This is a genomic window from Luteimonas sp. TWI596, from assembly GCF_039674105.1.
Classification (GTDB): Bacteria; Pseudomonadota; Gammaproteobacteria; order Xanthomonadales; family Xanthomonadaceae; genus Luteimonas.
This window is the reverse complement of the sequence record NZ_JBDJMU010000001.1, coordinates 252,876-278,855: the sequence shown is the minus strand read 5'-3', so window position 1 is coordinate 278,855 and position 25,980 is coordinate 252,876. Positions and strand designations below refer to the sequence as shown.

General features: G+C 71.0%; 21 protein-coding genes, 2 tRNA genes and 1 pseudogene. 13 read left to right on the top strand and 11 right to left on the bottom strand.

The window, feature by feature from the left end; genetic code table 11:
* The 6 genes from lpxA (at nucleotide 1) to ABE487_RS01205 (ending at nucleotide 8,350) form a co-directional block, all read left to right on the top strand.
* On the top strand, nucleotides 1-786 hold the full coding sequence (lpxA, locus tag ABE487_RS01230) for an acyl-ACP--UDP-N-acetylglucosamine O-acyltransferase (protein WP_346445026.1): 786 nt from the start codon (nucleotides 1-3) through the stop codon (nucleotides 784-786).
* Nucleotides 787-859: 73 nt separating this feature from the next.
* Complete coding sequence (lpxB, locus tag ABE487_RS01225) at nucleotides 860-2,092, top strand: lipid-A-disaccharide synthase (protein ID WP_346449010.1); 1,233 nt, start codon at nucleotides 860-862, stop codon at nucleotides 2,090-2,092.
* A complete protein-coding gene (gene rnhB / locus ABE487_RS01220) occupies nucleotides 2,089-2,715 on the top strand; it encodes a ribonuclease HII (protein ID WP_346449009.1) in 627 nt (208 codons plus the stop codon). The genes lpxB and rnhB overlap by 4 nt, the downstream gene beginning before the upstream one ends.
* Nucleotides 2,716-2,833: 118 nt before the next feature.
* A complete protein-coding gene (gene dnaE, locus ABE487_RS01215) occupies nucleotides 2,834-6,364 on the top strand; it encodes a DNA polymerase III subunit alpha (protein WP_346452609.1) in 3,531 nt (1,176 codons plus the stop codon).
* A gap of 47 nt (nucleotides 6,365-6,411) precedes the next feature.
* Nucleotides 6,412-7,284 (top strand): hypothetical protein, encoded by an 873-nt coding sequence (locus tag ABE487_RS01210; RefSeq protein ID WP_346452608.1) that lies wholly within the window; start codon nucleotides 6,412-6,414, stop codon nucleotides 7,282-7,284.
* A gap of 106 nt (nucleotides 7,285-7,390) precedes the next feature.
* Nucleotides 7,391-8,350 (top strand): acetyl-CoA carboxylase carboxyltransferase subunit alpha, encoded by a 960-nt coding sequence (locus ABE487_RS01205; protein ID WP_346445036.1) that lies wholly within the window; start codon nucleotides 7,391-7,393, stop codon nucleotides 8,348-8,350.
* 57 nt (nucleotides 8,351-8,407) lie between these two features.
* On the opposite strand, the gene ABE487_RS01200 is transcribed toward ABE487_RS01205, so the two are convergent.
* Complete coding sequence (locus ABE487_RS01200; RefSeq protein WP_346452607.1) at nucleotides 8,408-9,469, bottom strand: NADH:flavin oxidoreductase/NADH oxidase; 1,062 nt, start codon at nucleotides 9,467-9,469, stop codon at nucleotides 8,408-8,410.
* A gap of 103 nt (nucleotides 9,470-9,572) precedes the next feature.
* Here ABE487_RS01200 and tilS point away from each other — a divergent pair, with 103 nt between their 5' ends.
* Genes tilS through ABE487_RS01185 form a run of 3 tightly spaced genes read left to right on the top strand, consistent with a single transcriptional unit; the run spans nucleotide 9,573 to nucleotide 12,140 of the window.
* Nucleotides 9,573-10,913 (top strand): tRNA lysidine(34) synthetase TilS, encoded by a 1,341-nt coding sequence (tilS, locus tag ABE487_RS01195; protein WP_346452606.1) that lies wholly within the window; start codon nucleotides 9,573-9,575, stop codon nucleotides 10,911-10,913.
* Nucleotides 10,914-10,960: 47 nt separating this feature from the next.
* Complete coding sequence (locus tag ABE487_RS01190) at nucleotides 10,961-11,248, top strand: exodeoxyribonuclease VII small subunit (protein WP_346449001.1); 288 nt, start codon at nucleotides 10,961-10,963, stop codon at nucleotides 11,246-11,248.
* Nucleotides 11,241-12,140: a farnesyl diphosphate synthase gene (locus ABE487_RS01185; RefSeq protein WP_346448999.1), complete on the top strand. Its 900-nt coding sequence runs from the start codon at nucleotides 11,241-11,243 to the stop codon at nucleotides 12,138-12,140. Before ABE487_RS01190 ends, ABE487_RS01185 begins: the two co-directional genes overlap by 8 nt.
* A gap of 201 nt (nucleotides 12,141-12,341) precedes the next feature.
* Here the strand turns inward: ABE487_RS01185 and ABE487_RS01180 are convergent, their stop codons facing one another.
* The 3 genes from ABE487_RS01180 to pmbA all read right to left on the bottom strand — a co-directional run bounded on the left by ABE487_RS01180 (nucleotide 12,342) and on the right by pmbA (nucleotide 14,995).
* A complete protein-coding gene (locus ABE487_RS01180; protein WP_346445045.1) occupies nucleotides 12,342-12,785 on the bottom strand; it encodes a DUF4870 domain-containing protein in 444 nt (147 codons plus the stop codon).
* Nucleotides 12,786-13,160: 375 nt separating this feature from the next.
* Nucleotides 13,161-13,526 carry a DUF4870 domain-containing protein gene (locus ABE487_RS01175; RefSeq protein ID WP_346448925.1) on the bottom strand — a complete coding sequence of 122 codons (366 nt, stop codon included), beginning with the start codon at nucleotides 13,524-13,526 and terminating at the stop codon, nucleotides 13,161-13,163.
* A gap of 83 nt (nucleotides 13,527-13,609) precedes the next feature.
* Nucleotides 13,610-14,995 carry a metalloprotease PmbA gene (gene pmbA / locus ABE487_RS01170; RefSeq protein WP_346450998.1) on the bottom strand — a complete coding sequence of 462 codons (1,386 nt, stop codon included), beginning with the start codon at nucleotides 14,993-14,995 and terminating at the stop codon, nucleotides 13,610-13,612.
* A 23-nt stretch (nucleotides 14,996-15,018) separates the two neighbouring features.
* On the opposite strand from pmbA, the pseudogene yjgA reads away from it, so the two are divergent.
* A pseudogene (gene yjgA / locus ABE487_RS01165) lies at nucleotides 15,019-15,522 on the top strand (ribosome biogenesis factor YjgA); the annotation flags it as partial.
* A gap of 128 nt (nucleotides 15,523-15,650) precedes the next feature.
* Here the strand turns inward: yjgA and tldD are convergent.
* From tldD to ABE487_RS01145, 4 genes are all read right to left on the bottom strand, one after another.
* Nucleotides 15,651-17,114: a metalloprotease TldD gene (tldD, locus tag ABE487_RS01160; RefSeq protein ID WP_346450997.1), complete on the bottom strand. Its 1,464-nt coding sequence runs from the start codon at nucleotides 17,112-17,114 to the stop codon at nucleotides 15,651-15,653.
* A gap of 71 nt (nucleotides 17,115-17,185) precedes the next feature.
* Nucleotides 17,186-21,043, bottom strand: a complete 3,858-nt coding sequence (locus tag ABE487_RS01155) for a YhdP family protein (RefSeq protein ID WP_346450996.1) — start codon at nucleotides 21,041-21,043, stop codon at nucleotides 17,186-17,188.
* A 9-nt stretch (nucleotides 21,044-21,052) separates the two neighbouring features.
* Nucleotides 21,053-22,567: a ribonuclease G gene (gene rng / locus ABE487_RS01150; RefSeq protein WP_346443689.1), complete on the bottom strand. Its 1,515-nt coding sequence runs from the start codon at nucleotides 22,565-22,567 to the stop codon at nucleotides 21,053-21,055.
* Nucleotides 22,568-22,573: 6 nt separating this feature from the next.
* Nucleotides 22,574-23,173 (bottom strand): Maf family protein, encoded by a 600-nt coding sequence (locus ABE487_RS01145; protein ID WP_346443691.1) that lies wholly within the window; start codon nucleotides 23,171-23,173, stop codon nucleotides 22,574-22,576.
* 122 nt (nucleotides 23,174-23,295) lie between these two features.
* On the opposite strand from ABE487_RS01145, the gene ABE487_RS01140 reads away from it, so the two are divergent.
* The 3 genes from ABE487_RS01140 to ABE487_RS01130 all read left to right on the top strand — a co-directional run bounded on the left by ABE487_RS01140 (nucleotide 23,296) and on the right by ABE487_RS01130 (nucleotide 25,095).
* Entirely contained in the window at nucleotides 23,296-24,027 is a 732-nt protein-coding gene (locus ABE487_RS01140; RefSeq protein WP_346443693.1) for an SIMPL domain-containing protein, read from the top strand.
* 1 nt (nucleotide 24,028) lies between these two features.
* On the top strand, nucleotides 24,029-24,202 hold the full coding sequence (locus ABE487_RS01135; RefSeq protein ID WP_346443694.1) for a hypothetical protein: 174 nt from the start codon (nucleotides 24,029-24,031) through the stop codon (nucleotides 24,200-24,202).
* A gap of 200 nt (nucleotides 24,203-24,402) precedes the next feature.
* Entirely contained in the window at nucleotides 24,403-25,095 is a 693-nt protein-coding gene (locus tag ABE487_RS01130; RefSeq protein WP_346450995.1) for an energy transducer TonB, read from the top strand.
* Nucleotides 25,096-25,438: 343 nt separating this feature from the next.
* Here the strand turns inward: ABE487_RS01130 and ABE487_RS01125 are convergent.
* The 3 genes from ABE487_RS01125 to csrA all read right to left on the bottom strand — a co-directional run bounded on the left by ABE487_RS01125 (nucleotide 25,439) and on the right by csrA (nucleotide 25,978).
* Nucleotides 25,439-25,515 (bottom strand) — tRNA-Arg (locus ABE487_RS01125).
* Nucleotides 25,516-25,617: 102 nt separating this feature from the next.
* Nucleotides 25,618-25,710, bottom strand: a tRNA-Ser gene (locus ABE487_RS01120).
* Nucleotides 25,711-25,762: 52 nt separating this feature from the next.
* A complete protein-coding gene (gene csrA, locus ABE487_RS01115; protein ID WP_346443696.1) occupies nucleotides 25,763-25,978 on the bottom strand; it encodes a carbon storage regulator CsrA in 216 nt (71 codons plus the stop codon).
* Nucleotides 25,979-25,980: the final 2 nt, after the last annotated feature.

The following is a 25,980-nucleotide window of genomic DNA, read 5'->3' as shown; positions in this document are numbered from 1 at the left end:
ATGACCGAGGCCGCGATCCACGCCACGGCCGTCGTCGATCCCGGCGCCAGGCTCGGCGCCGGCGTGCGCATCGGCGCCTTCACGATCATCGGCCCCGAGGTCGAGATCGGCGATGGCACCGTGATCGGGCCCCATTGCAGCATCCACGGCCCGACCACGATCGGACGCGACAACCGCGTCCACGGCCACGCCGCGATCGGCGGCGAACCGCAGGACAAGAAGTTCCGCGGCGAGCGGGTCGAACTGACCATCGGCGATCGCAACACGATCCGCGAGTTCGTCACGATCAACCGCGGTACCGGCGACGGCGGCGGCGCGACCCGCATCGGCGACGACAACTGGCTGCTGGCCTATACCCACGTCGCCCACGACTGCATCGTCGGCAACCATTGCGTGTTCTCCAACAACGCCACACTGGCCGGCCACGTCGAGGTCGGCGATCACGTGATCCTCAGCGGCTTCGTCGGCATCCACCAGTTCTGTCGGATCGGCGCGCACGCGTTCATCGGCATGGGCGCGTTCGTCAACGGCGACGTGCCGCCGTTCGTGATGGTCGCCCAAGACGGCTACGGCCGCCCGCGCGGCATCAACGCCGAGGGTCTCAAGCGCCGCGGCTTCGACGCCGACCGCACCGCCGCGATCAAGCGCGCCTATCGCGCGCTGTACGTCTCGGGCGAACCGCTCGAGGCTGCCCGCGCTCGACTGGCGGAACTGGCCCAGGACAGCGCCGATGTCCGCGCGATGCTCGCGTTCATCGACGCCAGCGAGCGGCCGCTGCTGCGCTGACGCCCGGATCGGGAATTCGGGATTCGGGCGTCGAGCGGGCACAATGCCCCGATCCCTGCGCCGTCGATCTGTCGTGTCGAATCCCGAACCCAGCATCCAGAACGTCCAACGCGCCGCCAAGCCCCCGCTTCGCGTCGCGCTGGTCGCCGGCGAAGCCTCCGGCGACCTGCTCGGTGCGGGGCTGATCGAACGCTTGCGGGCGAGCCACCCCGATATCGAGTGCGTCGGCGTCGGCGGCGATGCGATGCGCGCGGCCGGGATGACGACCTGGTACGACGCCTCGGAACTGGCGGTCATGGGCTTGAGCGAGGTGCTGCGGCACCTGCCGCGCTTGCTGCGGTTGCGCAGCGCGTTGCGCGCCCGCCTGCTGGCCTGGCGGCCGGACGTGTTCGTCGGCATCGACGCACCGGACTTCAATCTCGGGCTGGAGCGCACGCTCAAGCAGCACGGCATCCGCACGGTGCACTACGTCAGTCCGTCGATCTGGGCTTGGCGCCAGGGCCGCGCGGCGAAGATCGGACGCAGCGCAGACCGGGTGCTGTGCCTGTTCCCGACCGAGCCGCCGATCTACGCCGCACACGGCGTCGATGCGCGCTTCGTCGGCCATCCGCTGGCCGAGATGCTCGCGCTCGAGCCCGATCGCGATGCCGCGCGCCGGGCGCTTGCGCTCGACGGCGACGCGCCGGTGCTGGCGGTGCTGCCCGGCTCCCGGCTGGGTGAGATCGGGCGCCTGGGCGACACCTTCCTCGATGCTGCCGCCCGCGTCGCCACCCGTCTGCCGGGCCTGCGCATCGTCGTGCCGGCGGCCAATGCCGGTTGCCGTACGGCGATCGACGCCCTGCTGGCGCATCCGCGGTTCGCCGCGCTCGACGTACGCGTCCTCGATGGCCAGGCGCGCGCCGCGATGGTCGCCTCCGACGTGGTGCTGCTGGCCTCGGGCACCGCGACCCTCGAAGCACTGCTGGCCAAGCGGCCGATGGTCGTGGGCTACCGCATCGCCCCGAGCACGGCGTTCCTCGTCCGGCTGCTGAAGCTGATGAAAGTCGATCGCTATTCTCTGCCCAACATGCTCGCCGGCCGCGCGATCGTGCCCGAGCTGATCCAGGAGGACTGCACGCCCGAACGGCTGGCCGAGGCGGTGCTGCACTGGTTCGAAGACCCCGCCGCCAGCGCCGCGCTGCAGCCCATCTACCGCGACCTGCATCTGCAGTTGCGACAGGGCGCTTCGGCGAGCGCCGCCGACGCCGTTGCGCAGCTGGCGCCGCCAGCGCTGCCGGCCGGTTCCCATCACGGGACGCCGGCATGACCCGGCGCCTGCGTGTGGCCGGCGTCGATGAAGCCGGGCGCGGCCCCTTGGCCGGCCCGGTCGTGGTCGCGGCCGTCGTGCTGCACCCCAAGCGGCCGATCGCCGGCCTCGACGACTCCAAGAAGCTGACCGAAAAGCGCCGCGAGGTGCTGTATCCGCAGATCGTCGAGCGCGCGCTGGCCTGGCGGATCGAGTTCGTCGGCGTCGAGGAAATCGACCGCATCAACATCTACCACGCCACGCACGTCGGCATGACCCGCGCGGTGCAGGCGCTGGCCCCGGCCGCCGAGCGGGTGCTCGTCGACGGCAACCGGCTGCCGCCCGGCCTGCCGTGTCCGGCGCGCGCGATCGTCGGCGGCGACGCCATCGAAGAAGCGATCATGGCCGCCTCGATCCTCGCCAAGGTCGCCCGCGACCGCGCGATGGTCGCGTTGCACGCGCAGTTTCCCGTCTACGGCTTCGACCGCCACAAGGGCTACAGCGCCCCGTCGCACTTCGCCGCGCTCGAGCGTCACGGCCCGTGCATTCACCATCGGCGCAGCTTCGCCCCCGTCTCCCGGCTGCTCGCACCCGCGCCGCCGCCCGCGCTGGCGGATCTGTTCGACGCGCCCGCCCTGGCCTGAACGCCGACTGCCCTGCGGCGGCTGCCCGGCCGCGCCGCGCGGCGGTCGCCCGGCTGTCAAGCCTTGTCCGCCCCCCGCCACGGCCCTACCCTGACGCTCCGGCCGCCTCGCCCCCGCAATGCCCGCGCGCTTCGTCCACCTTCACGTCCACAGCGAATACTCGCTCGCCGATTCGACGATCCGGATCAAGGCGCTGGTCAAACGCTGCGCCGAACTCGGCCAGCCTTCGGTCGCGCTGACCGACCGCAACAACCTGTTCGCGCTGGTGAAGTTCTACCGCGCGGCCGAAGGCGCGGGCATCAAGCCGGTCATGGGCGCAGATATCTCGCTGGCCGAAGGCGACGAGCCGGCCTCGACGCTGACGCTGCTGTGCCGCGACCACGACGGCTACCTGTCGCTGTCGCGTCTGCTGACGCGCGCCTGGATGGAGGGCCACCGGACCGACGGCGTGGTGGTGCGGCCCGATTGGCTGCGCGAATGCAATGCCGGCCTGTTCGCGATCGCTGGGCGCCACGGGCCGGCCGCGCGGTTGCTCGCCGGTGGCCGCCAGGACCTGGCACGGCAGTGGTACACGCAGTGGCGCGAGGTGTTCGACGAGCGCTTGTTCCTGCAGCTCACCCGCTGCGGCGTCGATGAGGAAACGGTCCACAACGCGCTCGCGATGCAGGTCTCGTCCGACCTGTCGCTGCCGGTGGTGGCCGGCAACGACGTGCGCTTCCTCGATGCCGAGGGCTTCGACGCGCACGAAGCGCGCGTGTGCATCGCCACCGGCCGGGTGCTCGACGATCCACGCCGGCCTCACCTCTACACCCGCGAGCAGTACTTCAAGTCGGCCGACGAGATGGCCGCGCTGTTCGCCGACGCGCCCGACGCGATCGACAACACGCTGGCGCTGGCGCAGCGCTGCAATCTCGAGTTGCGCCTGGGCACCTACTACCTGCCCGCCTACCCGGTGCCCGCCGAGGAAACCCTCGACAGCTGGATCCGGGTGCAATCGCGCGAGGGCCTGGAGGAGCGGCTGGCGAAGTACCCGCTGGCGCCCGGACACACCCGGGAAAGCTATTTCGAGCGGCTGGACATCGAGCTCGACGTCATCTGCAAGATGGGCTTCCCGGGCTACTTCCTGATCGTCTCGGACTTCATCAAGTGGGCCAAGGAGCACGACATCCCGGTCGGTCCGGGCCGCGGTTCGGGCGCCGGCTCGCTGGTGGCCTGGGCGCTGAAGATCACCGATCTCGACCCGCTGCCCTACGACCTGCTGTTCGAGCGGTTCCTCAATCCCGAACGCGTGTCGATGCCCGACTTCGACATCGACTTCTGCATGGACCGGCGCGACGAGGTCATCGATTACGTCGCCGCCAAGTACGGCCGCGACCGCGTCAGCCAGATCATCACCTACGGCACGATGGCGGCCAAGGCGGTGGTACGCGACACCGGCCGCGTGTTGGGCTTTCCCTACGGCATGGTCGACGGCATCTCCAAGCTGGTGCCGATGACGCTGGGCATCGGCCTGGAGGATGCGCTGGGGCGCACCGACAAATCGCGCAGCGACGATGCCTGGCGCTCGGACGAGTTGATCGCGCGCTACAACGACGAGGACGACGTCCGCGACCTGCTGGACCTGGCGCTACAGCTCGAGGACCTCACCCGCAACGCCGGCAAGCACGCCGGCGGCGTGGTCATCGCGCCCTCGCCGCTGTCGGATTTCTGCCCGCTGTTCGCCGAACACGACGAAGGCGGCCGCGGCCGCAACCCGGTCACCCAGTTCGACAAGGACGACGTGGAATCGGTGGGCCTGGTGAAGTTCGACTTCCTGGGCCTGCGTACGCTCACCATCATCGACTGGGCGGTCAAGGCCATCAACCGGCGGCGCGCGGCGGCCGGCGAGGCGCCGCTCGACATCGCCGCGCTGCCGCTCGACGATGTGGCGTCCTACGACCTGTTTGCCCGCGGCGATACGGTCGCGGTGTTCCAGTTCGAATCGCGCGGCATGCGCGAACTGCTCAAGCGCGCGCAGCCCGACACCTTCGAGGACATCATCGCGCTCGCCGCGTTGTTCCGTCCCGGCCCGCTGGGTTCGGGGATGGACAAAGAATGGGTCGACCGCAAGCACGGCCGCACGGACGTGACCTATCCGCACCCCTCGCTCGAGCCGGTGCTCTCGCCCACCTACGGCGTCATCGTCTATCAGGAACAGGTGATGCAGATCGCCCAGGTCCTGGCCGGCTATTCGCTCGGCGGCGCGGACCTGCTGCGCCGCGCGATGGGCAAGAAGAAGGCCGAGGAGATGGCCAAGGAACGCGCCAAGTTCGAGGCCGGCGCGGCCGCGAACGGTGTCGATCCCAAGGTCGCCACTTCGATCTTCGACCTGATGGAGAAGTTCGCCGAGTACGGCTTCAACAAGTCGCACTCGGCCGCCTACGCGCTGGTCGCCTACCAGACCGCGTGGCTCAAGGTGCATTACCCGGCCGAGTTCATGGCCGCCGTGCTGTCCTCGGACATGGACAACACCGACAAGGTTACCGGCTTTCTGACCGAGGCGCGGGCGATGGGCCTGGAGGTGCTGCCGCCCGACGTCAACGCCTCGGCGTACATGTTCGAGGCGATCGACCCCACGACGATCCGCTACGGCCTGGGCGCGGTGAAGGGCGTGGGCCGCGGCGCCTGCGAGAACGTGGTCGAAGCGCGCGCGCGCGGCGGGGTCTACACCGACCTGCTCGACTTCTGCCGCCGGGTCGATTCGCAGCGCCTGAACAAGCGCACGCTCGAAGCCCTGATCAACGCCGGTGCGCTCGACGCGCTGGGCCGCAACCGCGCCTCGCTGATGCTGCAATTGCCCGAGGCGATCAAGGCCACCGACCAGCTCGCGCGCAACCGCAGCGCCGGCATCGTCGACATGTTCGGCAGCGCCATGGGCGGCGACGACGTGCTGCACATCGATCTGCCCGAATGCGACGAATGGCCGCTGCGGCAGAAGCTCGACGGCGAACGCGAGACACTCGGCCATTACCTCAGCGGACATCCGCTCGACCCCTACCGCGAGGAGTTGCAGGCGCTGGTGGGCACCGACCTCGGCCAGCTCGACAGCCTGTGGGCCGCGCGCGATGCCAAGGCCGGCGGCAACAGCTGGCGACCCGAGACCCAGGTCATCGTCGCCGGCCAAGTGTCGTCGATGCGCAAGCGCGGCGACGCGCAGGCCTTCGTGCTGCTCGAGGACGGCCGCGGCCGGCTCGAGTGCGGCTTCTTCTCCGAGACCAGTGCCGAGTACGCGCATCTGCTGACCCGCGACCGCATCCTGATCGTCGAGGGCGGCCTGCGCGAGGACGAGTTCAGCGGCGGCTTCGCGTTGCGGGTCAAGCGCTGCTGGGATTTCCACGCGGTCTGCCCCGAACACGCGCGTCGGCTGTCGCTGCGCCTGGACCTGCGCGTGCCCGGCACGATGGCGCGGATCGAACAGCTCCTGGCGCAGCACCGGCCCGGCAAGACCGCGCTGCGCCTCGACCTGCTGCTGCCCGCCGGCGCAGCCGGCACGCTCGAGGTCAACGGCAGCCACGGCGTCCGCGCCGATGCCGAACTGCCCGGCACGCTGCGCGCGCAGCCGGGCGTGCGGGTCGCTCGGCTCGACATGAGCAAGCCATGGGCGCACTGAACCGGGCCGGCTGAAGGCCCCACTCCCCCCCGTCCAAGAGAGACACGATGATCCGATCCTTCGCCACGGCGAGCGCTGTGTTGCTGCTCGCCGCCTGCAGCCCGTCTACGCCCTCGTTCGAGATCGACAACCCCACCGACGCGCCAGTCCAGGTCACCATCGACGGCAAGACCCACGAGGTGGCGCCCGGCGCGAGCGCGGCGCTGGAACTCGACGCCGGCCCGCACACACTGCGCGCCGAGCGTACCGGCGAGGTCCGGATCTCGGTCTGCGGCGCCGAACGCGGCACGTTGATCAACCCGACGCTGTCGGACTACGTGCTGGCCCGCGAGATCTACGTCGCCGACGCGTCCAAGCTGCGCAATTTCGGCGCGGCGATCGCCACCGTCGAGCTCGGCGACGCGGTCTACGAAGGGCCCTTCGAGCAGTACAACGGCCTGTTCATCGACCGGTCCTGGGACTTCGGCGTGCGCGAGGCGTTCCCCAAGCAGCAGACCGTGGCGCGGATCCCGGAGAATGGCGGCAAGATCAGCACCAAGCTGTTCACGCCCCAGGCATTCATCGACTACATCGAGGACGCCAGCGACCGCCAGGGCGAGTTTGCGCGGCTGCACCCAGGCGGCTACACGCAGCCGGCGCGGGCGCTGGAGACCGCACCGGCCGAGCTGCCGCCGCTGCCGCAGGCGTTCGAGCCCCATTCGGCGCCGCTACGCGAGGCCTACGCGCAGCGCCTGCAGGTCAACGATGCGGCCGATTGCGAGGCGGTGCGCAAGCGCTCGCACGAGGCCCTGATGGCCGTCACCGGCGCAACCGCGATGCTGCACGTCGACCAGAGCCCCCAGGACAACCAGGCCTACAACGATTTCATCGACCTCTACGGGCGGCTGATGGGCGCCGGCGCGCTGGTCCTGCCCCGGTGAGGCCCGGCCGCCCGGTCGCCCTTCCGGCCGTTCCAACGCACCCCGCCGTACGGGGCGCCCAGGGCCGGTCGGCTACACTTTCCCCCAAGTCACCCGACGGCGCGTCATGAACCCGAACTACCTCGATTTCGAGCAGCCCATCGCCGACCTGGAAGCCAAGATCCAGGAACTGCGCCAGGCCAGCGATGGCCCGGCCGTCAACATCGACGCCGAACTGGCCACGTTGCGCGACAAGCTGCGCAAGCGCACCGCGCACATCTTCCGCGACCTGACCCCGTGGCAGGTCTCGCAGTTGGCGCGCCACCCGCAGCGGCCCTACACCAACGACTACATCCGCACGTTCTGCGACGAGTTCGAGGAACTGGCCGGCGACCGCGCCTACGGCGACGATGCCGCGATCGTCGGCGGCCTGGGCCGCATCGATGGGCGCAGCGTCATGATCATCGGCCACCAGAAGGGCCGCGACACCAAGACCAAGGTGCGGCGCAACTTCGGCATGCCGCGGCCGGAGGGCTACCGCAAGGCGCTGCGGCTGATGAAGATGGCCGAGCGCTTCAAGCTGCCGCTGCTGACCTTCATCGACACGCCCGGTGCCTATCCGGGCATCGGCGCCGAAGAACGCGGCCAGTCGGAAGCGATCGCGCGCAATCTGATGGAGATGGCCGAGTTGCGCGTCCCGATCATCTGCACCGTCATCGGCGAAGGCGGCTCGGGCGGCGCGCTGGCGATCGGCGTGGGCGACCGTACGGTGATGCTCGAGTACAGCACCTATTCGGTGATCTCGCCCGAAGGCTGCGCGTCCATCCTGTGGAAGGACGCGGCCAAGGCGCGCGATGCCGCCGAGCAGCTCGGCCTGACCGCCAAGCGGCTCAAGCAGCTGGGGCTGATCGACAAGGTCGTGCGCGAGCCGATCGGTGGCGCCCACCGCAATCCGCGGCAGACCGCGACGCGGCTCAAGGCGGTGCTGATGAACGAACTCGACCAGCTCGAGCAACTGCCGGTCGAGACCCTGCTGCAGCGCCGCTACGAGCGTCTGCGCAGCTACGGCGCCTACGAGGCAGCGTGATCGCATCGGGACGGGCGTCTGCCCGTCCCGTACCGCGCTTTCGGGCGACGCGCGCTGTTACCAGGCGCGCTGGTACTGCACCGGCGGCTCGAGCGACGCGCCCAGCGCCTGCGCCGCGCGCCTGGGGAAGTAGGGATCGCGCAGCAGCTCGCGCGCCAGCAGCACCACGTCCGCGTCGCCGTCGGCGACGATGCGCTCGGCCTGCTCGGGCGTGGTGATCAGCCCGACCGCGCCGGTCGCGATGCCGGCCTCGGCGCGGATGCGCCGGGCGAACGGCACCTGGTAGCCGGGCACCGCATCGATCTGCTGCGCCGGCGACAGCCCGCCCGACGACACGTCGAGCAGGTCGACCCCGCGCGGCGCCAGCAGCCGCGCCAATGCGACGCTCTGCTCGACGTCCCAGCCGCCCTCGACCCAGTCGGTCGCCGAGAGCCGGAGCCACAGCGGCAGCCGCTCGGGCCAGACCTCACGCACCGCATCGACGACCGCCAGCACCAGACGCGTCCGGCCTTCGAAGCCGCCGCCCCAGGCATCGTCGCGCGTGTTCGACAACGGCGAGAGGAACTGGTGCAACAGATAGCCGTGGGCGGCGTGGAGTTCGACCAGCTCGAAGCCGGCGGTGAGCGCGCGCTGCGCGGCCGCGCGGAATGCCGCGACGACGCCGGCGATGCCGTCGGCATCGAGCGCGACCGGCGCGGGGTAACGCTCGCTGTAGGCCGACGCCGACGGCGCGACGACCTGCCAGCCGCCCTCGGCCTGCGCGACCGCGCCATGGCCCCGCCACGGGGCGTAGGTGCTCGCCTTGCGCCCGGCGTGCGCCAGCTGGATTCCAGGCACCGCGCCCTGCGCGCGCACGAACGCCGCGATCGGCGCCCAGGCCTGCGTCTGGGCATCGTTCCACAGGCCGACGTCGTCGGGCGAGATGCGGCCTTCGGGCAACACCGCCGTGGCCTCGGCGATCACCAGGCCGGCGCCGCCGACCGCGCGGCTGCCCAGGTGCACCAGATGCCAGTGGTCGGGCATCCCGTCGACGGCGCTGTACTGGCACATCGGCGAGACGGCGATGCGGTTGCGCAGCGTCAGCGCGCGTTGCGCCAGCGCAGAGAACAGGTCGGACATTGCAGGTTCCTGCAGGCGGGTCGCCGACTGTAGGCCCTGTGCCCCCGCGTCCGCGACCACGCGGCCGGATCGCTGCATTCCGATCGCATGGCACCATGCGCGGATGTCCGCGCCGTTCCCAGACCCGACGCTGCCCGCGCCGCCCGGCGACGGACCGCTGCACGTGGCGTTCAGCGGCGGCCTCGACTCGACCGCCCTGCTGCACCTGCTCGCACACGATGCGCGCGCGCGCGTACGCGGCCTGGTCGCGCTGCACGTCCACCACGGCCTGCAGCCGCAGGCCGACGCCTGGGCCGCGCATTGCGAGGCCGTCTGCGCCGCGCTGGGCGTGCGCTGCGAGGTGCTGCGCGTGACCGTCGCGCGCGACGGCGACCGCGGCCTGGAGGCCGCGGCGCGCGAGGCCCGCCATGCCGCGCTGCAGGCGCGGTTGCCACCCGGAGCGGTCGCGGTCCTGGCCCACCACCGCGACGACCAGGCCGAGACCGTGCTGCTGCGCGCGTTGCGCGGCGCCGGTCCCGACGGGCTGGCCGCGATGCGGCCGCTGCGGCCCTTCGGCGCCGGCTGGCTGTGGCGGCCGTTGTTGGCAGTAGCGCGCGCGCAACTGCTGGCCTATGCCATGCGCCACGGCCTGCATTGGATCGAGGATCCGAGCAACGCCGCAGACGACGCCGACCGCAACTTCCTGCGCAATCGTGTGCTGCCGCTGCTGCGCACACGCTGGCCGCAGGCCGACGCCGTGCTGACCGATGTCGCGACGCTGCAGCGCACGACGATCGCCCTGCTCGACGACGAAGACACCGCGGCCCTGGCCAAGGTGCGCACATCCGACCCGGCGATGCTGGACGTGGCACGGCTGCGCACGCTGCCGACCGCGCGCCGTGCGCGGGTGCTGCGGCGCTGGATCGCCGCGCTGGGCCTGCCGCCGCTGCCGCGCCAGGGCAGCGCCTGGTGCGAGGCCACGCTGCAGATGCCTGCGGGGGATCGCAGCCCCCAGTTCGACTGGGCGCACTGCCGGCTGCAGCGCTGGCGCGACCTGCTGCACGCAGGGCCGCAACGCACGCCGCTGCCGCGCGAGTTTGCCGTCGACTGGGCCGGCACTGCGCCGCTCGTGCTGCCCGGCGGCGACCGGTTGCACCTGCACGGGCCACCGCCGGACGCCCCCTTGGACTGGCAGGTCCGGGCCCGGCGCGGCGGCGAGCGGATCGCCCTGCCCGGCCGGACCCATTCGCACGCGCTCAAGCACGTGCTGCAGGATCGCGCGGTGCCGCCCTGGCTTCGCGAACGATTGCCGCTGCTCATCGATGCCAGCGGTCGAGTGCTCGCGGCCGGCGACCTCGTCCTGGACGGCGCATTCGAGGCCTGGCTGCGCGACGGCGGCCGCCGCTTGCGCTGGGCGCACGACGCGGCAGTGCACGACACACCGGCTGAGACGCCGTCGCCTTGAGGGCCGCACTCAGCCCTCGCCCAGGCGTCATCGCTTAGAATCCAGGCATGGCCAAATCCGCTTCCACGCCCACCCCGTCCGCCCAGGATCCGTCCCCGGTCGCCGACTTCGAAAACGCCCTGGGCCAGCTCGAAGCGCTGGTCGAACGCATGGAAGGCGGCGAACTGAGCCTGGAGGAATCGCTCGGCGCCTACGAGCGCGGCGTCGGCCTGTACCGCCGCTGTCGCCAGGCGCTCGAGGACGCTGAGCAGCGCGTGCGCCTGCTCAGCGACCCGGCCGCCCCGGAGCGCAGCCAGCCGTTCGGCGGCGAGCAGGTCGACGATCCCGATGCCTGAGGCCGCCGGCGCGATCGCCGCGCGCATCGGTGACTGGCGCGCCCGCACCGACGCCGCATTGCAACGCGCGCTCGACACCGCCGCAGGCGGCGAGCCGCGTCTGGACGCCGCGATGCGCCATGCGGTGCTGCTCGGCGGCAAGCGCATGCGGCCGCTGCTGGTCCACGCCACCGCGGCGGCCTTCGGCGCCGCGCCCCCGCAGGCCGATGCGCCGGCGGTCGCGGTCGAACTCGTACACGCCTATTCGCTGGTCCACGACGACCTGCCGGCGATGGACGACGACGCGCTGCGTCGCGGCCAGCCGACCGTGCACGTCGCCTTCGACGAAGCCACCGCCATCCTCGCCGGCGACGCCTTGCAGACCTTGGCGTTCTCGGTGCTCGCCGAAGCGCCGCTTGCGGCCGAAACGCGGCTGGCGATGGTCGCGCGGCTGGCCTCGGCATCGGGCGCGCTGGGCATGTGCGGCGGCCAGGCGATCGACCTCGCCGCGACCGGCGGTGGCGGTACGCGCGACATCGCGGGCCTGGAGCGTCTGCATGCGCTCAAGACCGGCGCGCTGCTGCGCGCGGCGGTCGCGCTCGGGGCACTGGCGGCCGACGTCGACGCCACGACGCGGGCCCGGCTCGACGATTTCGCGACCGCACTCGGCCTCGCGTTCCAGATCCGCGACGACCTGCTCGACATCGAAGGCGACAGCGCGACGCTGGGCAAGACCGCCGGCAAGGACATCGCACAGGACAAGGCCACGTTCCCGGCCCTGATCGGTGCAGACGCCTCACGCGCGCGACTGTCCGAGCTCGCCTCGCGCATGCGCGACGCACTGGCACCGTTCGGCGACACCACCGCGCCGCTGGCCGAGCTCGGACGGCAGGCCATCGAACGCGACCACTGAGCCGGGCGGGCCGGAAACGCAGTCCACATCCGCTGCCGGCCTGGGCCGGCATCTTCCCGTCGACGCTCTGCGGCTGCGCATGACCACACCGGCCGCCCTTGCGGTGCTGGACCCGACCGACGCGAGCGGACGCACCCCACGCTGATGCACACGAGCCCGCGCGATGCCGCACGGAGGCCGAGCGGACTGCGCGCTACGGCGTCAGCCGATCAGGCGCAGCGTAAGCGGGTAGCGGTAGGTCTCGCCGTTCCAGGCCTTGACTGCGGCCACGATGCCGCAGACCAGCCAGAGCACTGCCAGCGCGACCGCGCCCAGCACCAGCAACAGGCCGAGCGGCAGCGTGACGATCGCCCCGATGCCCAGCGTCAGCACCGTCATGCCGAGCAGCATGAGCCCGGTCACGCCGAGCGCGCAGGCGTAGAGGAACATGCTCAAGTTGAAGTTCAGCGCTTCCAGCGCATGTCCGGCAACGAAGGCATCATCGTCGCGCTTGACCAGGTAGACGGTGCCGGCGACGACGATACCGGCCACGCCCGACATCCAACTCGTCAGCAAGGCAAGCACCAGTGCGCCGATGTGCGTACCGGCGGCCCACTGGCGACTGACGATGGCGGGCGGGGCCTGGGGAAGCGTCGATGCATACATGGGGGGTCTCCAGGAAACGTCGAGGGCAGATCCATGATGGCGCCGCGCGTCGGCGGCGCAAGCCAACCGATGGCACCCAACCGATGGCAGGGGTGCGATACGACCGCTGGGGATCGCCCTGAGATTGGAAAATCGCGATCGCCCCAAACCAAAAACCGGGGTCCGAGTGCATTTTCGCCCCGCGAAATTGCACTCTGACCCCGGTTTTGATGGCGCTGGGCGCGACGCCCTGCCACCAGTCTGCTGCAGACCTCTGCAATCTGCCTTCGATCACCGCTTGGCCGTCTGCTGAAGGGTGCGCATTCCCGCACGCTGGAGAAGAAGGAAGAACCCCGGCACACAGGCCGGGGTTCGAGAGGCTGCGGTGCGTGCCGGTCAGCTGATCAGGCGCAGCGCGAAGGGATAGCGGTAGGCCACGCCCTCTTTGGCCTTGAGTGCGGCGACGATGCTGAACACCACGCACAGGATCCACAGCACCAGGTTGATCAGGCCGCCGATCAGGATGATCGTCAGCACCATGCCGATGACGTAGCCGATGGTCAGCGTGATCTGGAAGTTCAGCGCTTCCTTGGCCTGGTCGGTGACGAAAGCCTTCTCGGGCCGGTCCTTGTGCACCAGCCACATGATCAGCGGCACGATGAAGCCCAGGATGATGCACGACAGATGCGTGAGCATCGCGAACGTGCGGTCGTCCTGCGTGGTGGCCGCGGCCGGTGCCGGTGCCGGATCGAAATCGTTCATTGCGAAGTCCCCATAGGCAAGGTGAAAGAAGATGCGCTGGGCCAGGCGACGATCGCCACCGCGGCCGGCGGTGCGAGCATACGTCAATCCGTGCCGGCCACCGTCATCCGACCGATCAGCATCGAGCCGGTGCGGACATGCGAACGCGGGTCGACATCGGTGCCCACCGCCTCGATGCTGGCGAACATCTGTTTCAGATTGCCGGCGATAGTGATCCCGTCGACCGCGTGGCGGATCTCGCCGCCCTCGATCCAGAACCCGGCCGCGCCGCGCGAATAGTCGCCGGTCACCGCATTGACGCCCTGCCCCATGAGCTCGGTCACCAGCAGTCCGCGGCCCATGTCGCGCACCATCGCGTCGAGATCGCCTGCATTGGCGGCGATCTCCAGGTTGTGTACGCCGCCGGCGTTGGCGGTGGTCTGCAGGCCGAGCCGGCGCGCGGAATAGCTGCCGAGGATGTAGCGCTGCAGCACGCCGGCCTCGACCAGCGGCGACTCGCGGGTCGCCACGCCTTCGGCGTCGAAGGCGGCGGACTGGAATCCGCGCGTCAGGAACGGCCGCTCGTGGATCGAAAACCAGGTGGGGAACAGCTGCGTGCCGGCGCTGTCGAGCAGGAAGCTGGCGCGCCGATACAGCGCGCCGCCCGAGACCGCGCCGAGCAAGTGCCCGACCAGCGACCGGGCGACGTCGGCCTGGAACAGCACCGGGTAGCTGCCGGTCGGCACCGGCCGGGGATCGAGGCGCGCGAGTGTGCGCTGCGCGGCGCGGCGGCCGATCGCCGCTGCCGGCTCCAGGTCGTCGGCCGCCAGAGCCACGCTGTACCAGCCGTCGCGCTGCATCTGCTCGCCACTGCCTGCGATCAGCGCGCAGCCGATGCTGTGATGGCTGCTGCGCTCGGCACCGATGAAGCCGTGGCTGTTGGCGTAGACGTGCAGCGCACGCGCGGTCGAGACCGATGCGCCATCGGAGTTGCCAATGCGCGCATCGGTGTCGCGACCCGCGGCTTCGCAGGCCAGCGCCAGGTCTACCGCGCGATCGGCGTCGAGCGCCCAGGGGTGCCAGGCGTCGAATTCGGGGAAGCGGCCGTCGGCGCCCGGCCGCGCCATCAGTTCGGCGTCGGCCAGGCCCGCGGCGGGGTCGTCCTCGGTGAAGCGGGCGATCGCGCAGGCCTGATCGACGGTCGCCGCCAGGCTCTCCTCGCGCAGGTCCGCGGTGCTCGCGCTGCCCTTGCGGCGGCCGAAGTAGACCGTCACCGCGATGCCGCGATCCTGGGTGGACTCGACCGTCTCGACCTCGCCCATGCGCACGTCGATGTTGAGACCGGCATCTTCCGAGCAGGCGACCTCGGCCTGACTGGCACCCTGGGCACGGCAACGCTCGAGCAGGCGCTGCGACAGCCCGGCCAGCGCATCGAGGCGAGCGATGGCGTCGTCACCCGGCACGCGGTCGGCAATCTGCGATGGGGACATGGTCAATGGCTTATCCTGTTGCGATGAGAGGCATAGACGAAGACAGCGGCGAGTATCTGAGCCCGAGCCGCAAGCAGCAGCGCCGCGAGGCGCTCGAGGTGCTGGCGCTGGCCGAGGCGCTGGTGGCGCTGCCCGAGGGGCGGCTGGCGAAGCTGCCGGTGCCCGACGCGCTGCTGCCGCACATCGCCGAGACGCGCCGGATCACCTCGCACATCGCGCGCAAGCGGCAGATGGCGTTTCTGGCCAAGCAGATGCGCCGCGAGGAAGACGAGACGCTGGAGGCGATCCGCGACGCGCTCGACGCCGGCGGCGAGGCTTCGCGCATCGAGACCGCGATGCTGCACCGCGCCGAGAGCTGGCGCACGCGCCTGCTCGACGAGGGCGACGGCGCGCTGGCCGAACTGCTGGAGGCCTACCCGCAGGCCGACCGCCAGCGCCTGCGCCAACTGGTGCGCAACGCGCTGGCCGAGCGGGCGAAGAACAAGCCGCCGGCGGCGTTCCGGGACCTGTTCCGGCTGCTGCGCGATACGGTGGCGCACAAGCCCGAAGCGCCTTGAATCGCCATTGTTGACCGGCGATACGACAGCGCAGCCCGGCTGCGCGCGCGCCAACGTGCAGCCTGGCATCACGAGTCCCGAACCACCGATTACGGCGCTCAAGCCTGGGTACCACCCACGGTGAGCCCGTCGATCAGCAACGACGGCTGGCCCACGCCGACCGGGACGCTCTGGCCGTCCTTGCCGCAGATGCCCACGCCGTCGTCGAGCGCCATGTCGTGGCCGACCATGCGCACGCGCTGCATCGTCTCGGGGCCATTACCGATCAGCGTGGCGCCCTTGACCGGGGCGGTGATGCAGCCATCCTCGATCAGGTAGGCCTCGGTCGCCGAGAACACGTACTTGCCGCTGGTGATGTCGACCTGGCCGCCGCCGAAGTTGACCGCGTACAGCCCCTTTTTCACCGAGCGGATCATGTCCTGCGGGTCGTCGCGGCCAGCCAGCATGTAGGTGTTGGTCATGCGCGGCATCACCCGGTGCGCGAACGATTCACGGCGGCCGTTGCCGGTCGAGGCGACACCGCTCAGGCGCGCGTTGAGGGTGTCGTGCATGTAGCCGGTCAGCACGCCGTCCTCGATCAGCGTGGTGCACTGGGTCGGCGTGCCTTCGTCATCGACGTTCAGCGAACCGCGACGGCCGGCCAGCGTGCCGTCGTCGACGATCGTCACCCCGGGCGCGGCCACGCGCTGCCCGACGCGCCCGGCATAGGTGCTGGTGCCCTTGCGGTTGAAGTCGCCCTCCAGGCCGTGGCCGACGGCCTCGTGCAGCAGCACGCCGGGCCAGCCGGCGCCGAGCACGACCGGCATCACGCCGGCCGGCGCGTCGACGGCCTCGAGATTCACCAGGGCCTGGCGCAGCGCTTCGCGCGCGAAGTGCTCCGGACGTCCGTCGCCGAGCAGTTCGGCATAGCTGTAGCGCCCGCCGTAGCCGGCATAGCCGGACTCGCGGCGGCCGTCCTGCTCGACCAACACCTGGATGTTGAGCCGGACCAGCGGGCGCACGTCGCCGGCGAGCACGCCATCGCTGCGCGCGACCAGGATGGTGTCCACGCCGCCCGTCAGGCTGACGCTCACCTGCTGCACGCGCGGGTCGGCGGCGCGCAGGAAGCGGTCGATCCGGCGCAGCGCTTCGACCTTCTCCGCGCTGCCCAGTGCGTCGATCGGGTCGCCGGACGGGTAGAGATCATGCGCGCGCGCGCGCACCAGCGCCTGCGGGGCATGCGCGCGGCCGTCGCGGGCGATCGCACGCGCCGAACGCGCCGCGCCCAGCAGGGCCACCGCATCGATGTCGTCGGAGTAGGCCAGGCCGGTCTTCTCGCCGCTGATCGCGCGCACGCCCACGCCCTGCTCGATCGCGTGCGAGCCGCTCTTGACGATGCCGTCCTCGACCGACCAGCTCTCGCGGCGCGCGTGCTGGAAGTACAGGTCGCCGAAGTCGATGCCCGGGCCGAGCAGCGCAGAGAAGGTGCGGTCGAGATGTGCGCTGTCGAGGCCGGCGGGCAATAGCAGACGGGACTGCGCGAGGGCCAGCGCGTCGCCAGTCGCGGGGGAGAGATCGGTCATCCCTCAAGTGTGGGGCCTGGTGGAGGAATGGCAACCCACCGCGCGCGCCTTCCGGTGACGCACACGATCGATCAAGGGCCGGTCGGCGGCGCAGGCGCCGCCTCGGGTGGCCGCGCATCGCGGCGCTCGACGACCTCGACCTTCGGATCCTGCCACGGGCCGCTGACGTGGTAGTTGCGTGCGCCCATTTCGGCCAGCGGCCGCCGCAGCACTGCGTTGGCGACCGCGCCCACCGCCGCGCCCACCGGGCCTGCGGTCAGCGCCCCGACCGCGGGCAGCAGGTTGCCGGTCTTGGGCAGCACTTCGATGTCCTGGTCGTGGGTGCGCGCCTGCAGATCGGCGGTGCCGCGGATGCGGATCTCCGCCGCCGGGCCGTCGATCGTGACCCCGTCGCTGCGAGCCAGGCCCTGGCCGAAGCGGATCTCGCCGGCAATCCGGCTGAAGCCGAAGCCGCGATTGAAGAAATCGCGGAAATCGAGCATCAGCCGGCGCGGCAGCTCGGCCACGCTCAGCAGCCCCAGCACACGTCCGGCGCCGGGCTCGACCTCGACCAGTTGGCCGTCCTTGACCGTGACCTGCAGCGCCCCTTCCAGCGATGCGACCGCGAACGCGTTGGGCGCGCCGGGCCAGGCGGCATCGAAGTCCACCCGCCCCTGACCGCCGACGATACTGCCGGCAAAGCCCAGGCCGGAGGCCAGACGGCCGAAGTCGTCGCTCTCCAGGTCGGCTTCGAGCGTTGTGCTCGCAGCGGTGCCGCGTCCGGTCCAGCGGCCGCGCAGCTCGATCCGGTGTTGCGGCGACTGCACCCGCAGGTGATCGAGCGCAACGCCGCCGGGCACACGCACCAGGCTGCCATCGGCGGCGCCCAGTTGCAGGGGGCCGACGCGCAGGTCCTCGATCGCCAGCCGGATCGGCCGCAGCGTCGCCGGATCGATCGTGTCGGCATCGCCCGGAGACGCCGGCGGCTGCGCTGCCCGCGGTTCATCGGCCGGCGGCTGCGCCTGCATCGGCCAATGCAGGCGCTGCAGCGTCGCGACCACCGGCGCAGCGTCCGCGTCGGGCACACGCACGCCGCCCGCCAGCGCCGCACCATCGAAACGCAGGCTGGTGCCGGCGCCCTGACGGACCGCGGTGATCCGGGTCTGGCCGAAACCGGCGCCGGGCAGACGCAGGTCGAGCGCGGTCAGGTCCACGCCCACAAGGCGGGGCGCATCCGCGCCCTCGTCGCCGCCGGCCGCCAATCCGATCCACTCGGCGAGTTCGATGACCGGGGTGCGCCCGCCGATCGCGATCCCCGAGGCCGGCGGCGCCTCGGCGACACGCCCGCTGCCGAAAGTCAGGCGCACGCCGGTGCCGGCATCGCGCGCACGCGCGCGCACCGCGAGTCGATCGCCGAATCCGACCGCGATGTCGCCGGCGTCGAACGGCAGCGACGCATCGATCGTCGTGCGCAGCGCTTCGCCGGCCGGTTTGGCCAGCGGTGCCGGCAGCCGCAATGCCGTGCCGACAAGATCGGAACGCAGCAGCAGGCGCGCCGGCGCCTGGCCTGGCGCGGGCGCACGCGCGACCGAGACCTGCACCTGCCAGGGCGCCGCCCCGTCGACATGGGGACGCAACCAGCCCAAGTCGGGCGCGCGTGCGAGCAGGTCGTTGGCCGCGAGCGTGGCGGCGAGCTCGGCTTCGAACGCCTGGTCGCGGTCACGGACATGGCCCTCGCCCGCACGCAGCGCCAGCGTGCCGACATGCCCCTCGGTGCGAGCGGCCAGCCGCTCGCCGGAAAACCCGTTCTGATCGAAGCGTGCGCTGCCGCGCACATCGCTGAAGTCGAGCGCAAAGCGGCCTTCGCGTGCCGACACGCCGTCCAGCGCGACGCTGCCGTCGAGCCGCACCGGCGCGTCGTGCGGCACCGCCAGCGTCAGTGCGACGCGCGCCGGACCGGACACCTTGAGATTGTCGAGGGTCTCGGCATGCTCGGCGTGGAACGGGCTTTGCCGCATCAGCGTCAGCAACGCGCCAGCATCGGCCTGGGTGGTGGCGCGGACCTCGACCGGGCTGTGCGCGTAGTGCTGCATCCCGGCCTCGATCGCACGCACCGGCACCCCGGCCAGTTCGCCATGCGCGTCCTCGACCGAGAAACCATCGTTGACGAAATGCACCCGCCCGCTCATCCGCTCCAGCGCCGGCCAGTCGTCCTGGAAGCGGATCGTCGCGTCTTCGATCCGCGCCCGCGCGTCGAACACGCCCCGGCGATCGTGTCCGTCGGCGCTGCTGAAGGGCCAGTCGCCCAGCTCGCCGGAGACGATCGCGCGGCCGTCGCGGACCGTGCCGGCGACCAGTGCCATGTTCAGCCAGTCCATCGCGGCAGCCGGCATTTCGTGGCGCACCCAGAACTTCTTGGCGACCGGCACCTGCGCCGCGTCGACCACCGCTGCCAGATCGATGCGCGGGCGTGCGCCGTTGCCGTGGAACGCCAGGCCGCCGCGCACGTCCGCGGCGTAGCCGTCGCCTTCGATCCGCAGCGCCGGTGTCTCGACGCGCCAGTCGCCGTCCTCGCGCCACGCCGCGATCTCGCCCTCGAGCCGCAGCGGATGCGGCACGCCGAAGCCCTTGGGCCAGTCGAACACCGGCCGGGCCTGAGGATCGGGACGGAAGACCAGGCCATCGGCATCGCCGGTCAGGGTGCCGGTCAGCCCGTGCAGGCCGGGCGTCGTTCCGACCGGCGCGAAGCCCAGGTTCTCGATCCGCGCGGCGACCCGGGCCGGGCCACCGGGCAACGCGGCGACCTCGACATCGGCGAGCACCGCCTGCGGCGCGGCAGCCTGCAACCAGGCGCGCAGCGACGGCGACAGGCCATCGCCGAGCGCGGCCAGCGCCAGCAGCGGCGCGACTTCGACGCGTGCGGCACGCATCGCATAGCGCGAACCACCAGCCAGTACGAGCCCGTCGAGCGTCTGCTCGCGACCGTGCTGGACCATGCGCAGCGTCGGCGCGTCGAGTCTCCAGTCCGCGCCCTCGTGCTCCCAGCGCAGTTGAGCGCGCACGCCGTCGAACGCCACCGCACCCTGGGCGTCGCTGCCCTGCCCGCTCGGCTCTGCGCGCCGTAGCGACAGCGTGTCGAGCGCAATATCGGCCGTGGCCGCAACGACCCGGCGCTCGCGCAATTCCAGCCACGCCGCGACCCGGCCGTGGCCTTCGCCGATCGCCGCACCACTGGGCGCCAGCAACGGCGACCAGACCTGGAGGTCGTTGCGCGGCATCGCGACGTAAGCCCGTCCGGTGAGGTCGTCGCGCAGCAGATCGACCCGCAGATCCAGCGGCGCCCCGTCGACCTCGACCCAGGCCCGGGCCGCGGCGCGCACCCGGCGCCGGTCGACCTGCATCCGCAGATCGACCCGCGGCAACGTGTGCCGCAGCGACAGCGAGGGCGCATCGATCGTGAGCCGGGCACCGATGACCTGCAGCTCGCCGAGGCCTTCGAGCGTGGCCAGCGGATCGTCGCTGGGCGTCGCGCTGCCGGGCAGGCCACGGACATGCCAGCCACCGTCATCGTCGCGCTCGAGGGTCAGTGCCAGCCCCTGGATCCGCAGTTCGGTCAGCGAACGGCCCGGCAGCAGGCCCGAGTACGGCGTGACCTGGATCTCGGCGCTGTCGATCGGCACCGCGGTCGCCGGCTCGCCGATGCGCAGCCCGGTCACCCGCAGCAGCGGTCCGCGTCGGCTCCACTGGGTGCGCAGGGTCTCGAATGCGACCGGCCGGCCGGCACGTTCGCTGAGCCAGCGCTCGACGCTGCGCGGATTGCGCTCGACCCACGGTAACGCCAGCTGCGCCAGCGCCACCGCGCCGATCGCGACCAGCACCACCGACAACGCCGCCACGTACCACGCGCCCAGATGCGCGCGGCGCAGGCGGTTCGCCCACGCCGCCGTCATCGTCGTGCCCTAGAGCAGCACAACGTCGAACTGCTCCTGCAGGTACTGGTCGTCGGACTGGAACCGGATCGATTTGCCGAGGAACTCCTCGAGCTCGACGACCGCGGCCGACTCCTCATCGGTAATCGTCGCCACGACCTTCGGCGAGGCGATGACCAGCAGCCGATCGGCATCGAACTGGCGCACTGCGCGCACGATCTCGCGGAAGATCTCGTAAGTCACCGTCTCGACGGTCTTGACGATGCCCCGGCCGCCGCAGGCGCCGCACGATTCGCCGAGCTGGCGCTGCAGGCTCTCGACAGTGCGCTTGCGGGTCATCTCGACCAGGCCCAGCGGCGAGAAGTCGTAGACGGTGGTCTTGGCATGGTCGCGCGCGAGCGATTTTTCGAGCGTGCGCAGCACCTGGCGGCGATGCTCGGGGTCGGCCATGTCGATGAAGTCGATGATGATGATGCCGCCCAGGTTGCGCAGCCGCAGTTGCCGGGCGACCGCCTGCGCGGCCTCCAGGTTGGTGCGGAACACCGTCTCCTCTAGATTGCGCTGGCCCAGGAACGAACCGGTGTTGACGTCGACGGTGGTCATCGCCTCGGTCTGGTCGATGACCAGGGTGCCGCCGGACTTGAGCGCGACCTCCTTGTTGAGCGCTCGCTGGATCTCGTCTTCGACGCCGTACAGGTCGAAGATCGGCCGCGACCCGGCATAGCATTCGATCCGGTCCACCAGCCGCGCCTGTTCGGCCGGCCCCGGCGCCGGCAGGTACTGCGCGGCGAACACGCACAGCTTCTCGTAGGTGTCGCGCGAGTCGACCTTGACCTTGTCGACATCGCGGCGCATCAGGTCGCGCACCGCGCGCATCGGCAGGGTCAGGTCCTCGTAGACCCGGCTGCCGACCTTCGCCTCGCCGACGGTGCGCTCGATCAGCGCCCAGGCCCGCTGCAGGTAGGCAATGTCCTCGGCCAGCGCCTCCGCGCTCTGGCCCTCGGCATTGGTGCGCACGATGTAGCCGTGGCCGCCGGTGGCGGCAGCGAGCTCGGACACCAGCGTTTTGAGCCGTAACCGTTCGGCCTCGTCCTCGATCCGCGCCGACACACCGACCGCACGCGACTGCGGCAGCAGCACGAGATAGCGCGAGGGAATGCTGATCTGGGTCGTCAGCCGCGCGCCCTTGCTGCCGATGGGGTCCTTGACCACCTGGACGACGATCTCCTGACCGTCGCGCAGCAGTTCGTTGACCGGCAGCGTCGGCCCCGATGGCGGGAACAGGCTCTCGCCGTCGCCATCGCCGTTGGCCTGCGGCGCACGCATCACGTCGTTGGCGTGCAGGAAGGCCGCCCGTTCCAGGCCGATGTCGACGAACGCCGCCTGCATGCCCGGCATCACCCGCTGCACCCGGCCCTTGTAGATATTGCCGACCACGCCGCGCCGCCAGCCGCGCTCGATGTGCAGCTCCTGCAGCATGCCGTTCTCGACCACGGCCACGCGCGTCTCGCGCGGAGTGACATTGATGAGGATCTCTTCCGACATGCCCGATCAGGCCTCCTGCGCCTGCGCGACGAACGGCCGCGGGGCCAGCCCGAAATCGCCCAGCAGCGCGCCGGTCTGCTGCAACGGCAGGCCGACCACGCCCGAGTAGCTACCGGCCAGGCGCGCGACGAACAGCTCCGCGCCACCTTGGATCGCATAGCCGCCGGCCTTGCCGCGCGGCTCGCCGCTGGCGACATAGGCTGCGATGGTCGCCTCGTCGAGCGGAGCGAAGGTCACCTCCGTGATCACCGTCGCCTGGGCCTGACGATCGGCCCCGACCAGCGCCACCGACGAGATCACCTCGTGGGTCCGCCCCGAGAGCCTGCGCAGCATCGATGCGGCTTGGGCATCGTCGCACGGCTTGCCGAAGACCTCACCGTCGAGGACGACCTCGGTGTCGGCGCCGAGCACGACCGCGCCGGGCTCGGCCGCCAGCGTACGCAGCCCGGCATCGGCCTTGTCGCGTGCGACACGGCGCACGTAGTCGCCCGCGCGCTCGCCCGGATCGCGGCACTCCACGACATCGACGTCGACGACGCCAAAAGGGAGTCCGAAACGGGCCAGCAGGGCGCGGCGGCGCGGGGATTGCGAGGCGAGATACAACATCGGGCAAGGATACCGCGCAGCGGCCGCGCAGCCGTCGACGCCAAGTCGATCAACCCCGTTCCGGCTCACGACCCGTTCACTGCCCTGTGACGACCCTTGTTCCGTCGTCCTTGGAGACCACCATGCGCCCCAATCCGCTTCGCCCCTTGCTGCTGGCCTGCAGCCTTGCCCTTGGGACCGTTTCGATGACTGCCACCGCCCAGGACCATCAGGTCGCCGCCGCCCCCTCAGACGGCACCCTGCTGTCGATCTCGGCCAGGGCCGAGGCCAGCCGCGTGCCCGACATCGCCACACTGTCGACTGGCGTGGTCACGCAAGCCGGCGACGCCAACGGCGCCATGCGCGCCAACGCCGAGCAGATGACCCGGCTCACCGCCGCGATCAAGGCCGCCGGCATCGCCGAGCGCGACGTGCAGACCTCGGGCATCAACCTGAGCCCGCAGTATCACTACGCCGACAACCAGCCGCCGAAGATCACCGGCTACCAGGCCAGCAACACGGTCAATCTGAAGGTCCGCGACCTGCGTCGGCTCGGCTCGGTGCTCGATGCCCTGGTCGCCAACGGCGCCAACCAGATCAACGGGCCGACGTTCGAGATCGACAATGCGCAAGCCGTGGAGGACGAAGCCCGCGCCGCAGCGCTGAAGCAGGCGCAGCAGCGCGCCGAGCTCTACGCCAATTCGCTCGGCATGCGGGTGCGGCGCATCGTGAGCATCAGCGAAGGCGGCGGTTTCGCCCAGCCGCGCCCGATGATGGCGATGCGCGCGATGGCGCAGGACGCCTCCACCCCGATCGCGCCTGGCGAGAGCACGCTCAGCGCGAATCTCAACGTCGTGTTCGAACTCGGGCGCTGACATGAGCCGCAAGGACACGCCGCCCGCCGCACCGCCCAAGCCCGGCCAAACGCCGGGCTACTCGGAAAACCATCCGCGCGACCGCGAGGACGCACGGCAACCCGCCCCCGAGCGCAAGCGCAATCCGGACGAAGGCGGCCTCGACCGCGAACCCGAACGCATGCCCGGCGACTGACGTACCGGCGGATCCGGTCGCGCGCCGCGCGTGACCGGACCGCCCGTCCGCCGGCAACGACCACTCGTCGCCGGCCGCTTGTCTGGACACAAGATCGGTGCCCAGGCTGCAAACAGACACGGCGACCGTGTGCGGCGCTGCCTGCCCCCGGGTCGCCACGCTTCCGCTGGCCGCCCGGCCGGCACGACAGGAGGTGGCGCATGGTGCTGCAGCAGACCGCTCCCCGCATGCGGGGCTTCGCGAATCCGGACCGCCGTCCGGACCCGGTCCGGATCGTCGGCATCGCCGGCACCCTCGCCTTCAATGCAGTCGTGTTGTCGGTGCTGCTGGTGCCCACCGGCGGCGGCGACCGGCTCTCCCTTCCCGATGCCGCGCCGCAGCTCGACTTCCGTTGGCTGACGCCTCCGCCGCCGACGCCGCCGCGCCCGCCCGAGACCCGCGAGATCGTCGCACCACGACCGCTGCCACCGGCCATCGCCACGGCGGCACCGGTCGCGGTGGCACCCGCGGTCGATGCCGCCGCCGTCGTCGAGCCCATGCCCAGCCCGTTTGCGGCGCCCGCGCCCGGCACCGATGGCGCGGTGGCGCCCCCGGCACTGAGCGCACCTGCGAGCGGCGTGCAACTGCAGTACGCCGCCGCGCCACCGCCGTCCTATCCGCGCGCTTCGCTGCGCGCCGGCCATACCGGCGTGGTGCAGCTCGAGGTGCACGTCGGCATCGATGGGCGGCCGTTGTCGGTGCGCGTGCACCGCAGCAGCGGGCATCGCGACCTCGACCAGGCCGCGCTGCGTCAGGTGCAGCGGCACTGGACGTTCCAGCCGGCCATGCGCGACGGGCGCCCGATCGAAGCGATCGGCGTCGTTCCCATCGCGTTCGATCTCGACCGCGGCTAAGCGCTGCAACCGGCGCGCCGGCATGCCCGGTGCGTCGGAAAAGCGCGGATATGCACACGCGCGGCAGCGCGCGATCACGCAGCCCGCGGCCGCGCGCGCCGGTCGCCATGGCGTCGGCGGCGAAGTGCGCGAACCTGGAGAGATGCGATGTACAGAAGCGCGATTGCGGCAACGTCGCGCGCCGGACGTCTCGCGCGTTGGACGTCTCGCGCGCCGGGCGTCGTCGAACCGGCCTGTCGACGATGCGGGTCCGCAGATCCGGGCCATAGCGCGAACTTCGGCACGAGCGAAACGACAGGCAACAAAAAAGCCGACGATCTCTCGCCGGCTTCTCTGTTTGTTCTGGCGCGCCCGGAAGGATTCGAACCTCCGACCCCCAAGTTCGTAGCCTGGTGCTCTATCCAACTGAGCTACGGGCGCCTTGAACAGGAGCGGAATTTTGCAGGTAAAGCGAAATTCCGTCAATGCCTTTGCGAAGATTTTTTTCTTTCGTCGGTGTCGCCGACGTCGGAATCCAGGCAATGGCGGAGAGTGAGGGATTCGAACCCTCGATGGAGCTTTTGACCCCATACTCCCTTAGCAGGGGAGCCCCTTCGGCCTCTCGGGCAACTCTCCGAAACATCACGTCAGGCGATGAATTGCTCGACGCGGTGCGAAGGATACCGACTCACCTCGCCTGCGGCAAATCCTCGTCCACATCGGCCTGTGCGTCGACGCCTTCGCCGCGGTGGATCCGCTGGTAGATCTCCTCGCGGTGGACGGCGACATCCTTGGGCGCAGTGATGCCAATGCGCACCTGGTTGCCCTTCACGCCCAGTACCGTTACCGAAACCGAGTCCCCAATCATCAACGTCTCACCGACGCGACGGGTCAGAATCAACATAG

What these genes read in the sequence shown, in the direction of transcription:
- tilS (WP_346452606.1), top strand. Translation starts at nt 9,573, where the DNA reads ATGTCCGCGCCGTTCCCAGACCCGACGCTGCCCGCGCCGCCCGGCGAC.
- ABE487_RS01205 (WP_346445036.1), top strand. Translation starts at nt 7,391, where the DNA reads ATGAACCCGAACTACCTCGATTTCGAGCAGCCCATCGCCGACCTGGAA.
- lpxA (WP_346445026.1), top strand. Translation starts at nt 1, where the DNA reads ATGACCGAGGCCGCGATCCACGCCACGGCCGTCGTCGATCCCGGCGCC.
- dnaE (WP_346452609.1), top strand. Translation starts at nt 2,834, where the DNA reads ATGCCCGCGCGCTTCGTCCACCTTCACGTCCACAGCGAATACTCGCTC.
- ABE487_RS01190 (WP_346449001.1), top strand. Translation starts at nt 10,961, where the DNA reads ATGGCCAAATCCGCTTCCACGCCCACCCCGTCCGCCCAGGATCCGTCC.
- ABE487_RS01210 (WP_346452608.1), top strand. Translation starts at nt 6,412, where the DNA reads ATGATCCGATCCTTCGCCACGGCGAGCGCTGTGTTGCTGCTCGCCGCC.
- ABE487_RS01175 (WP_346448925.1), bottom strand. Translation starts at nt 13,526, where the DNA reads ATGAACGATTTCGATCCGGCACCGGCACCGGCCGCGGCCACCACGCAG.
- tldD (WP_346450997.1), bottom strand. Translation starts at nt 17,114, where the DNA reads ATGACCGATCTCTCCCCCGCGACTGGCGACGCGCTGGCCCTCGCGCAG.
- ABE487_RS01145 (WP_346443691.1), bottom strand. Translation starts at nt 23,173, where the DNA reads ATGTTGTATCTCGCCTCGCAATCCCCGCGCCGCCGCGCCCTGCTGGCC.
- ABE487_RS01180 (WP_346445045.1), bottom strand. Translation starts at nt 12,785, where the DNA reads ATGTATGCATCGACGCTTCCCCAGGCCCCGCCCGCCATCGTCAGTCGC.
- rnhB (WP_346449009.1), top strand. Translation starts at nt 2,089, where the DNA reads ATGACCCGGCGCCTGCGTGTGGCCGGCGTCGATGAAGCCGGGCGCGGC.
- csrA (WP_346443696.1), bottom strand. Translation starts at nt 25,978, where the DNA reads ATGTTGATTCTGACCCGTCGCGTCGGTGAGACGTTGATGATTGGGGAC.
- ABE487_RS01185 (WP_346448999.1), top strand. Translation starts at nt 11,241, where the DNA reads ATGCCTGAGGCCGCCGGCGCGATCGCCGCGCGCATCGGTGACTGGCGC.
- rng (WP_346443689.1), bottom strand. Translation starts at nt 22,567, where the DNA reads ATGTCGGAAGAGATCCTCATCAATGTCACTCCGCGCGAGACGCGCGTG.
- ABE487_RS01155 (WP_346450996.1), bottom strand. Translation starts at nt 21,043, where the DNA reads ATGACGGCGGCGTGGGCGAACCGCCTGCGCCGCGCGCATCTGGGCGCG.
- ABE487_RS01140 (WP_346443693.1), top strand. Translation starts at nt 23,296, where the DNA reads ATGCGCCCCAATCCGCTTCGCCCCTTGCTGCTGGCCTGCAGCCTTGCC.
- ABE487_RS01130 (WP_346450995.1), top strand. Translation starts at nt 24,403, where the DNA reads ATGGTGCTGCAGCAGACCGCTCCCCGCATGCGGGGCTTCGCGAATCCG.
- pmbA (WP_346450998.1), bottom strand. Translation starts at nt 14,995, where the DNA reads ATGTCCCCATCGCAGATTGCCGACCGCGTGCCGGGTGACGACGCCATC.
- ABE487_RS01135 (WP_346443694.1), top strand. Translation starts at nt 24,029, where the DNA reads ATGAGCCGCAAGGACACGCCGCCCGCCGCACCGCCCAAGCCCGGCCAA.
- ABE487_RS01200 (WP_346452607.1), bottom strand. Translation starts at nt 9,469, where the DNA reads ATGTCCGACCTGTTCTCTGCGCTGGCGCAACGCGCGCTGACGCTGCGC.